We start from the raw sequence: 9,778 nt of genomic DNA, 5'->3' as shown, positions 1-9,778 counted from the left end.
GGGGGTTGTTGTTTGGGGGGGGGGGGGGGGGGGGAGGGGGGGGGGGGGGGGGTGGAGGGGGGGGGGGAGGGGGGGGGGGGGGGGGGGGGGGGGGTTTTTGTGGTGTCAGGTCCCCGGACGGGTCACCAGATGCGCACGCGCTCCTCGGGGGCGAGCCACAGCGCGTCGTCGGGGCCCACGCCGTAGGTGGCGTGGAACTCGTCGATGTTGCGGATCACGCCGTTGCAGCGGAACTCGTTGGGGGAGTGCGGGTCGGTGGCGATGCGCCGCACCACCTCCTCGTCGCGGCCCTTGGACTGCCACACCTGCGCCCATCCGAGGAAGACGCGCTCCAGCCCGGTGAGGCCGTCGACGACGGGCGCGTCGTCCAGCGTCGTGCCGAGCGCGATGCGGTACGCCTTGATCGCGATGGACAGCCCGCCGAGGTCGCCGATGTTCTCGCCGATGGTCAGCGCGCCGTTGACGTGCGGGCCGTCGGTGGGCAGCTGTGCCGGGCGGAAGGCGTCGTACTGCGCGATGAGGGCCTGGGTGCGCTTCTCGAACTCGGTGCGGTCCGACTCGGTCCACCAGTCCTCGAGGCGGCCGTCGCCGTCGTACTTGGAGCCCTGGTCGTCGAAGCCGTGGCCGATCTCGTGCCCGATGACGCCGCCGATGCCGCCGTAGTTCACGGCGTCGTCGGCGTCGGGGTCGAAGAACGGCGGCTGAAGGATCGCGGCCGGGAAGACGATCTCGTTCATGCCCGGGTTGTAGTAGGCGTTGACGGTCTGCGGCGTCATGAACCACTCGTCGCGGTCGATCGGACGCCCGATCTTGCCGAGCTCGTGGTCCTGCTCGAACCCGTGCGCGCGGCGCACGTTCCCGACCAGGTCGGCGGCGTCGACCTCGAGGGCGGAGTAGTCGCGCCACTTCACCGGGTAGCCCACCTTGGGCGTGAACCTCTCCAGCTTGGCGAGCGCCTTCACCTTCGTCTCGGGCGTCATCCAGTCGAGCGCCTCGATGGACTCGCGGTAGGCGGCCACGAGGTTCGCCACCAGCGTGTCCATCCGCTCCTTGTGCTCCGGCGGGAAGTGGCGGGCCACGTACTGCTCGCCGACGGCCTCGCCCAGCGCCCGCTCGACGAGCGCGACGCCGCGCTTCCAGCGGTCGCGCACCTCCTGCGCGCCCGACAGCGTGCGGCCGTAGAAGTCGAAGTTGGCCTCGACCGTGGCGTCGTCGAGGTAGGCCGCGCGGGCGGTGACGAGGTGGTAGGCGGCCCAGAGCTTCCAGTCGGCGAGCGGCTCCGTCCGCCAGAGCTCGGCGAACCCGGTCGCGAACGACGGCTCCCGCACGACCAGGGCGTCCAGCGACCCGGCGGGCGCGCCGAGCGCCGCGGCCCACGCGCGCCAGTCGAAGCCGGGCGCCCGCTCGACGAGTTCGGCGAGCGTCATCGGGTTGTAGGTGAGGTCGGCGTCGCGGTCGCGCACGACGTCCCAGTGGTGGGTGGCGAGCTTCGTCTCGAGGGCGAGCACGCGCTGCGCGGCGTCCTCGGGGTCGGCGGCCCACCCGGACGTGGCGGTGACGCCGGCGAGGCGCAGCATGCGCGCCAGGTGCGGCGCGTACTTGTCGCGGACGGGCGCGTACTGGTCCTCGCGGTAGTACGCCTCGTCGGGCAGGCCCAGGCCGCCCTGCACGAGGTAGGTCACGTAGGTCTCGGGGTCCTTGGCGTCGTTGTCGACGTAGAACGCGACGGCGCCGCCCCCGCCGGTGCGCTGCAGGGCGCCGAGCACGTCGACGAGCTCGGCGGGCGACGTCGCCCCGGCGATCTGCCCCAGCTCGGCGGCGATCGGCTCCGTGCCGAGCTGCTGGACGCGGTCGGCGTCGAGGAAGCTCGCGTACAGCGCGCCGATCTTCGCGGGGGTGGACGCGGGGTCGAGGTCGTCCGTGGCGGCGAGGTCGGTGATGATCTCGCGGACGCGCTCCTCGGACAGGTCGTGCAGCGCGCGGAACGCGCCGTCCATGGCGCGGTCGGCGGGGATCTCGTGCTGGGCGATCCAGCGCCCGTTGACGTGGCGGTACAGGTCGTCCTGCGGGCGGACGGCCTGGTCGAGGGCGCTGAGGTCGATGCCGGACCGCAGCCCGGTGGCGTCGGCAGTCATGGCGTCACCCTACGGCGCGCCGCCCACGTGCGGTGCGGGTCGAACCCTGCGGACGACCTGAGGGAGAATGTGGGCATGCGTCTGCACATCGCCGCCGATCACGCCGGATACGAGCTCAAGACCCACCTCGTGGACCACCTGCGCGCCGCGGGCCACGACGTCGTCGACCACGGCGCCCACGAGTACGACCCTCAGGACGACTACCCCGCCTTCTGCATCGCCGCGGGCGAGGCCGTGGTCGCGGAGCCGGGTTCGCTGGGCGTCGTCATCGGGGGTTCGGGCAACGGCGAGCAGATCGCGGCGAACAAGGTCGTCGGGGTGCGCGCCGTGCTGGCCTGGTCGCTGGAGACGGCGACGCTCGGCCGTCAGCACAACGACGCCAACGTCGTCGCCGTGGGCGGCCGGATGCACACGCTCGAGGAGGCGACGTCGTTCGTCGAGGCGTTCGTCGCGGAGCCGTTCAGCGGCGACGCCCGCCACCAGCGCCGCATCGACAAGCTGGCCGCGTACGAGGCGTCCCACGACGTCTCCGCCATCGCCTGACGCGATCGCCTGACGTGCCCGAGGGTCACACCGTCCACCGCCTCGCGCGTGCCCTGGACGGGCTGTTCGGCGGCGAGGCGCTCGCCGTGTCCAGCCCGCAGGGCCGGTTCGCGGGCGGTGCCGCGCTGCTCGACGGCCGCCGGATGGCGTCCGCCGAGGCGTGGGGCAAGCAGCTCTTCTGCGCCTTCGCGCCCGCCGACGGCGACGGGACGCCCGACGACGTGCGCTGGCTGCGGGTGCACCTCGGCCTGTACGGGGCGTGGTCGTTCGCCGGCGACGGCAGCGCCGACGTGGTGCACGCCATCGGCGCGCCGCGCCGTCGCATCGGGGAGCGCGAGTCGACGCCGGACGACGGAGGCGACCCCGACGTCGACGCCGCGGGGGAGTGGGTCGCGCCCGCCCCGCGCGGCGCCGTCCGGCTGCGGCTGCTCGGCGCGCACGCCGTCGCCGACCTCACCGGGCCGACGGCGTGCGAGGTGCTCACCGGCGCGGAGAAGGCCGCCGTCGAGTCGAGGCTCGGGCCGGATCCCGTCCGCGACGGGGGTGACGCGGCCCGCACGGCGTTCGTCGAGCGCGTGCGGCGCTCGCGCGTGACGGTCGGCCAGCAGCTCATGGACCAGGCGGTGATCGCCGGCGTCGGCAACATCTACCGGGCCGAGGCCCTGTTCCGGGCCGGCGTGGACCCGTTGCGCCCGGGCCGCGACGTGCCGGCGGCGGTGCTCGCCCAGGTCTGGGACGACCTGGTCGTGCTCATGCGCGACGGCGCCTACCGCGGGGCGATCGTCACCACCCGGCCCGAGCACCGGGTGGCGGACGGCGGCGGCGGCCGGGTCACGCGGCAGAACACCGACGGCGACGCCGACGCGGTGCCCCGGGACGCGTCGTTCTACGTGTACCACCGCGACGGGCTGCCGTGCCGCGTCTGCGGTGCCCCGGTGCTCACCAAGGAGCTCGCGGGCCGCAACCTCTTCTGGTGCGGCGTCTGTCAGGTCTGAGGGCCCGGCACCAGGTCCAGCAGCGCCGCCAGGTGCCGGCCGGGCGCCTCGCCCCAGTCCGCCCACTCGGCCTCGGTGGCCTCGGCGAGCGCGCCGCACCACGTCCAGGCCCGGTTGACTGCGTGGGTGACGCCGGCCGCGCGCCGCAGGTCGTCCCACGTCGGCGCGTCGTCGGCCGCTCCCACCGGCGGGAGACCCTGGGCGGCGCACCAGCCGTCCCACGCGCGGCGGTACGCCCGCTCGACCGGCGCCCAGTCGGTGCCCGCGTCGCGGGCGACCGCGGACGACACCTCGAGCACCTCGAGCGGGTGCGCCCACTGGGCGTCGCCGAGGTCGAACACGCGCAGGGCGCCGTCGACCTCGAAGACGTTGCCCGGGTGCAGGTCCCCGTGCTGCAGGCTGCTCGGCAGCGGGCTCGCCGCCAGGGTGGCGGCCGCGGCCGCCACGGCGTCGCGGGCCCCGCGGAGGCGCGCGACCGTGCCGTCGTCCGGCCGGGCGGGGTGGCCGGGCGGGAAGCCCTCCAGCAGGTCGAGCACGGCGTCGAGCCGCGCCGCCACCGTGCCGGGGGAGCAGTCGGGCAGCCCGGTGCCGCGCAGCGCGTCCCCGCTCCCGAGGAGGGTCTGCTGCAGGTGCGCGCACCGCGACAGCAGGGCGCCCCAGTCGGCCGCCGTGGGCTCCCGGCGTTCGCGCAGCGTGGCGCCCCGGTCGGCCGTGAGCATCCACCCGCGGTCGGCGTCGACCGCCGCCGGGGCGTCCGCCGCGTCGGGGGCGACCTCGGCGAGCAGTGCCTGCAGGGCGGGCTCGAAGGACGACGAGCGGCAGGTGGCCTTGAACCAGTAGCGGCCCGCGTCCGTGGCGACGACGAGCTGCGTGGACCACGGCCGCACCCGCGGCTGCTCGGGCGGGGCGACCACGCGCACGCCGTCCCGGGCGAGGGCGGCGGTGATCCAGGCGCTGGCCTCGGCGCGCCACGCCGCCGACGTGACGGTGTCCGAGAACGCCGCCACCACGGTCAGAACACCCAGCCGCAGGCGGGGGCGAGCGGCCAGCCGAACGCCGCGCTCGTGCGGCCGAGCGCGCCGGCCGACCGCTCGTCGACGAGCCCGGCGCCGGCGAGCGTCGCGAGGGACGTGCCGCCCAGGTAGACGGCGCCGAGCTCGCGCACGTCGAGCCGCAGGTCGGGTTCCGCGTCGGTGCGCTCGCACGTCGCCGCCCCGAACGCCGTCGCCCGCAGGCGCCACGACCCGGCGTTGTCGGCCAGCCGGGCGTCGTCGACCCCGAGCACGACGTCGACGTCGGCCTGGTAGCGACGGCCCGCGAGCGCGGCGGGCACGTCGACGACGCGCACCCACACGTTGTCGGCGACGCGGGCGCCCGCGGCCCGCGGGTCGACGAGCAGGCTCATGACCGCGTCGTCGACCGGCAGCAGGAACGGGTCCGTGCTGCTCATGAGGTCGAGGTCGAGCAGCACGCCCCACAGGGCGCGCGCCGCGGCGGCGTCGAGGGCCACGACGTCGCCCAGGTGCACGGTGCCGCGCGGACCGGTGACCTGCCAGTCCAGGCTGCGGCGGAACGTCGCGTAGCCGCGCGCCTCGCCGTCGCGCTCCACGACGACGATGCGCAGCGACTCGCGCCCGCCCGCCCGGAACGACTTCGGGTCCGCCCAGTAGCTCTCCCACAGCGCGTCGGTCTCCCGCGTGGCCCAGCCGGGCCGGTTGATCCCCGCCGGGCCCGCGGGCAGGCCCGGAGCACGGTGCAGGCGGGCGACGAGGTCGCCGTGGCGTGCGCGGTCGGCGTGCTCCACGCGCACGGTGTGGTCCGCGGCGCCGGGGACGTCGCGCAGCGCCGCTCCCCGCGGGACGGCGATACGCAGGTCGTCGGCCGCCTTGCCGTACCCGAACCGTCCGTAGATGGCGGTCTCGGCGGCGAACAGCGCGGACAGCGGCTCGCCCCTCCGCCGGCACGCGTCGAGGTGGTCGTCGATCATGGCGGTGAGCAGCCCCCGGCGGCGGTGCTGCGGGTGCACGCCCACCCACGTCAGGCCGGCCGTGGGCAGCGTGGCGCCCGGCACGGGGAAGCGGGAGAACGGGTAGGACGCACGGATCGCGGCGAGCCCGTCGTCGGCCGCGCCCTCGACCTCGACGCCGACCGCCCGCTCCCACGTCAGGGGCAGCGGCAGGTCGTCGAACTCCGCCACCGAGTGCGGGTCGGGGAACGCCCAGGTGTCCAGGTCGAGCAGCGCGCCGCGGTCGTCGGCGGTGAGCGTGCGGCTGCGGTAGCCGGCGGGCAGGGCGGTGCGGGAGCGGTCGGAGGTCACCTGCCGATCGTGGCGCGGTCCGGGGCTCGGGGCCAGCGGATTTCCGGACCCGCCGGACGGTCCTCCGGCGACCCGCGGTTCGGTCCGCCGCCGGGGTCGGCGACGGGCCGTAGGGTCGCGGTGTGCCAGCCCGCGCCTCGACGTCCGACGAGCCCCTCGACGCCCCCGACGAGTACGCCGCGGAGGTGCTCGCCCTGGTGCGCCGCATCCCGTCCGGCCGCGCAATGACGTACGGGCTGATCGCCGAGATCGTCGGCGAGCGGCTGGGGCGGGGCGGGCCTCGACAGGTCGGGAACGTCATGGCCGGCTCCGGCGACCGCTACGCGCACCTCGTGCCGGACGGCGCCGCGGTGATCGGTCCCGTGCAGGACGACCACCTCGTGCCCTGGTGGCGCGTGGTGAACGCGTCGGGTGCCCCGCCGGCGCGGCACCTCACGGCGGCCCTCGACGCGCTGCGCGCCGAGGGCTGCCCGCTCTCGCGCGACGGCCGGCGCGTGGACCTGCGCCGCGCCGTCTGGTTCCCGGAGGAGGGCTGACGGCCGGAGGACGTCGCCCCGGCGGTCAGGCCTTCTTGGGTGCCACGCGGGCGGCGGCCGCACCGGCGGCGGCGCGCACGCGGGCCCCCAGGGGCGTGCCGCCGTCCGCGTCCTTGCGGGCCGCCTGTGCCGCGGCGAGCACCGTGAGCATCGACGACGGGTCGCCCTGCAGCAGCATCGTGGTCAGCGCCGTGCCGTCCCAGCGGGCCAGGTCGCGCGCGACCTTGTCCGCGGGGCCGACCAGCGCGACCTCCTCGACGAGCTCGGTCGGCACGGCGCGCGCGGCGTCCTCCCGGCGGCCCGCGAGGAACAGCGCCTGGACCTCGTCGAGCTCGGCCGCGTAGCCGAGGCGGTCCAGCGACGCCTTGTGGAAGTTGGCCTCCTTCGAGCCCATGCCGCCGGCGTACAGCGCGATGTGCGGGCGGATGACGTCCGCCGCGGCCTCGACGTCGTCGCGCACGACCACGGGCACCGTCGCGAGCACCTCGAAGTCGGACGACGGCCTGCGCGCGTCGGAGCGCTGCGCGAACCCGGACGCGAGCAGCTCGCGGTGCTCGGCGTCGGCCCGCGGCGCGTAGAAGCCCGCCATCCAGCCGTCGGCGATCTCGGCGGCGAGCGTCACGTTCTTCGGCCCCTGGGCCGCCAGCACGATCGGGATGTCGGCGCGGCGGGGGTGCACGGTCGGCTTGAGGGCCTTGCCGAGGCCGGTGGCGCCGGGGGCGTCCGCGGGCAGCGGGAGGCGGAAGAACTCGCCGTCCGCGGTGACGGGGCGCTCGCGGGCGAAGACCTGTCGCACGACGTCGACGTACTCGCGGGTGCGCGCCAACGGCCGACGGTAGGGCTGGCCGTACCAGCCCTCGACGACCTGCGGGCCGGACGCCCCCAGCCCCAGCACGAAGCGCCCGCCCGAGAGGTGGTCGAGGGTGATGGCCTGCATGGCGGTGGCGGTCGGGGTGCGGGCCGCCATCTGCGCGATGCCGGTGCCGAGCCGCAGGCGGCGGGTGCGGGAGCCCCACCAGGCGAGGGGGGTGAACGCGTCGGAGCCGTACGCCTCCGCCGTCCAGACCGAGTCGAGGCCCAGCGCCTCGGCCGCGACGAGCGCGGGCACGATGCCCTTCGGGGGCTTGCGGGACCAGTAGCCGGTCTGGATGCCGATGCGCAGGGTGCTCATGGGGCGGGGTGCTCCTCGTCGAGATGATGCGGTCGTGCCGATGTGTCCGGTACCGGGAGTACGGGGTAATGCCCGTCACACCCTAGCCGACGCCGTGCGTGCGGCGGGACCGCCGCTAGGTTCGGGGGATGGCGACGATCGACGACGCGGCCCGCACCGCTGCGGGGCTGCCCGAGGTCACCGAGACGACGACGTTCCGGAACCGGGCGTGGGCGGTGTCAGGCCGCGTGTTCTCCTGGCTGCGGCCGTTCAGCAAGGCCGACGTGCGGCGGTTCGGGGACGAGCCGGTGCCGACCGGGCCGATCCTCGCCGTGGTCGTGGACGACCTGGGGGAGAAGGAGGCCGTGCTCGCCGCCCGCCCGGAGACGCTGACGATCCCGCACCTCGACGGCGTGCCCGTCGTCCTCGTCCGGCTCGAGGCGGTCGACGGCGACGCGCTCCGCGAGCTTCTCGTGGACGCCTGGCTCGCCAAGGCGCCGCGCCGCGTGGCGGCCGCGCACCCGGAGCTGCTCGCCTGAGGCCGCGGGCGGTCAGCGGCTCCGGGCGCGGTCGGCCATCGTGTTCAGCAGCGCGGCGGCCTCGGCGGCGTCGTCGACCGTGACGGCGAACGACCGCCCCCCGGTGCGCTCCACCAGCAGCGCCTCGCCCGAGCGCAGGACCACGCCCACGCGCCCGTCGCGGGCGGTGCGCCAGCCCCAGCCGCCGTAGTCGCGCAGCGGGCGCACCTGGGTCACCGACGCCCGGACCACCTCGCCCGCCGGGACGTGGGTGCCCGGCCAGCGGGCTGCGGAACGCACCGTGAGGCCGGCGGGGTCCACCCGGACGGTGAAGGCGAACATCGTGACGAACAGCGCGGCGAGGGCCACGGGGACGACCAGCATCGACCACTCGGCGGTCAGCGCCGCGGCGAGCGTCGTCAGGGCGACGGCGACGGCCCCGACGGCGAGGCCCGGCCCGCCCGTCGCACGACGCAGCCAGACCGCGCGCTCGCCGTCGCGGAGCGTGGCCCGGGGCGCGTCCTCGGGGACGGCCTCGACGGCCGGCATCGCGGGGTCGCCCGGGACGAGCGCGGCCGCGATCCCCGCCGGGACGAGCGGCAGGAGGAAGGCCGTCAGCAGCGCGGTGCCGGACAGCTCGACCTGGGACGGGTCGGTGAGGCCGCGCTGGGGCGCGAGCGTGCCGACGACGATCGCGGCCAGGAACGCGCCCGACCACACGCAGCCCGCGGCGGTGATCCGCCGGGTCGAGGCGGCGGCGCCCTGCGTCAGCCCGATCGCCGCGAAGAGCCCGCAGAGCGCGACGGTGGTCACGACCCCGACGAGCGCCAGGGCCGTCGGCGACATGAAGCCGTCGGGCGCCCCGCTCCCGCTCCAGTGCGTCGCGACCTGCGCGGGCAGCTCGTCCCGCCATGCCCAGACCACCGCGGCCGTGCCGAGCGCGAGCACGACGCCCACGAGTGACGACCAGGCCATCGCGCGGCGCGCGAGAGGGCGCCACACCTCCGTGCCGGAGCGTGCTCGGGGGCTGCCGGGCGGGGGAGCGGTGGTCATCGGTGCATCGCCTCCGTGACGAGGGTGGTGGTGGTCTGGACGGACAGCCCGGCACGACGGGCCGCGGCGGCCAGGTCGGCCACCGCCCGCTCGACGTCGGCCAGGTCGGGTGCGGTGGACGCGACGAGGGCGCCGCGCCCGCGCCGCAGCTCGAGCGTGCCGTCGTCGCGCAGCACCTGGTAGGCCCGCAGCACGGTGTGCATGTTGAGGTCGAGGGAGGCCGCGAGCTCCCGGGCCGAGGGAAGCCGTTCGCCCGGGCGGAGCGTGCCGTGCGCGACGCCGAGGCGCACCTGGGCGACCAGCTGCGCGTACAGCGGCTCGTCGCTCGTCGGATCGATGCGCCACATCACGGGCGTCAGACTACTTGTTCTACGACTACTAGAACAAACACGCGACGGGACGACGACGGCCCGTGGGCCCGCCGAAGGGGGAGTGGGGGGCCGGGGCAGTGGTGCGGGGCGACTAAAGGGAAGACTCTGGCAGATCCTAAGCGTTCTCTGCGTGGTGGGCGTGGGTGGGCCAGGGAACTGG

The 9,778-nt window shown here is 76.0% G+C and carries 10 protein-coding genes; 4 read left to right on the top strand and 6 right to left on the bottom strand.

Annotated features, from left to right (window positions below):
- Positions 1 to 122: 122 nt before the first annotated feature.
- The gene (locus tag ACFVS0_RS10020; RefSeq protein WP_430587849.1) at positions 123 to 2,135 is read right to left on the bottom strand and encodes a M13 family metallopeptidase; all 2,013 of its coding nucleotides are present in this window, start codon (positions 2,133 to 2,135) and stop codon (positions 123 to 125) included.
- A 75-nt stretch (positions 2,136 to 2,210) separates the two neighbouring features.
- Between ACFVS0_RS10020 and ACFVS0_RS10015 the strand changes: the two genes are divergently transcribed.
- Both ACFVS0_RS10015 and ACFVS0_RS10010 read left to right on the top strand, forming a co-directional pair.
- Positions 2,211 to 2,678 (top strand): ribose-5-phosphate isomerase, encoded by a 468-nt coding sequence (locus ACFVS0_RS10015; RefSeq protein WP_430587848.1) that lies wholly within the window; start codon positions 2,211 to 2,213, stop codon positions 2,676 to 2,678.
- Between the two features lie 14 nt (positions 2,679 to 2,692).
- Positions 2,693 to 3,673: an Fpg/Nei family DNA glycosylase gene (locus ACFVS0_RS10010; RefSeq protein ID WP_430587847.1), complete on the top strand. Its 981-nt coding sequence runs from the start codon at positions 2,693 to 2,695 to the stop codon at positions 3,671 to 3,673.
- Here ACFVS0_RS10010 and ACFVS0_RS10005 read toward each other — a convergent pair.
- On the bottom strand, positions 3,664 to 4,683 hold the full coding sequence (locus ACFVS0_RS10005; protein WP_430587846.1) for a phosphotransferase: 1,020 nt from the start codon (positions 4,681 to 4,683) through the stop codon (positions 3,664 to 3,666). The two genes, ACFVS0_RS10010 and ACFVS0_RS10005, sit on opposite strands and share 10 nt — an antisense overlap.
- A gap of 2 nt (positions 4,684 to 4,685) precedes the next feature.
- Complete coding sequence (gene eis / locus ACFVS0_RS10000; protein ID WP_430587845.1) at positions 4,686 to 5,990, bottom strand: enhanced intracellular survival protein Eis; 1,305 nt, start codon at positions 5,988 to 5,990, stop codon at positions 4,686 to 4,688.
- Positions 5,991 to 6,112: 122 nt separating this feature from the next.
- On the opposite strand from eis, the gene ACFVS0_RS09995 reads away from it, so the two are divergent.
- The gene (locus tag ACFVS0_RS09995; protein WP_430549812.1) at positions 6,113 to 6,526 is read left to right on the top strand and encodes an MGMT family protein; all 414 of its coding nucleotides are present in this window, start codon (positions 6,113 to 6,115) and stop codon (positions 6,524 to 6,526) included.
- A 25-nt stretch (positions 6,527 to 6,551) separates the two neighbouring features.
- Here ACFVS0_RS09995 and ACFVS0_RS09990 read toward each other — a convergent pair whose 3' ends face one another.
- Positions 6,552 to 7,688: an LLM class F420-dependent oxidoreductase gene (locus ACFVS0_RS09990; RefSeq protein WP_430549943.1), complete on the bottom strand. Its 1,137-nt coding sequence runs from the start codon at positions 7,686 to 7,688 to the stop codon at positions 6,552 to 6,554.
- Positions 7,689 to 7,825: 137 nt separating this feature from the next.
- Between ACFVS0_RS09990 and ACFVS0_RS09985 the strand changes: the two genes are divergently transcribed.
- Positions 7,826 to 8,215: an MmcQ/YjbR family DNA-binding protein gene (locus ACFVS0_RS09985; protein ID WP_430564984.1), complete on the top strand. Its 390-nt coding sequence runs from the start codon at positions 7,826 to 7,828 to the stop codon at positions 8,213 to 8,215.
- Between the two features lie 12 nt (positions 8,216 to 8,227).
- On the opposite strand, the gene ACFVS0_RS09980 is transcribed toward ACFVS0_RS09985, so the two are convergent.
- Entirely contained in the window at positions 8,228 to 9,247 is a 1,020-nt protein-coding gene (locus ACFVS0_RS09980) for a DUF1648 domain-containing protein (protein WP_430587844.1), read from the bottom strand.
- Positions 9,244 to 9,594, bottom strand: coding sequence for a GntR family transcriptional regulator (locus ACFVS0_RS09975; protein ID WP_430549815.1), 351 nt, complete (start codon positions 9,592 to 9,594; stop codon positions 9,244 to 9,246). The genes ACFVS0_RS09980 and ACFVS0_RS09975 overlap by 4 nt, the downstream gene beginning before the upstream one ends.
- Positions 9,595 to 9,778: the final 184 nt, after the last annotated feature.

Source organism: Isoptericola sp. NPDC058082, assembly GCF_042885055.1.
In the GTDB taxonomy this organism is placed as follows: domain Bacteria; phylum Actinomycetota; class Actinomycetes; order Actinomycetales; family Cellulomonadaceae; genus Isoptericola.
Note: the sequence above shows the minus strand (reverse complement) of the source record. Positions and strands in the feature narration are given on the sequence as shown.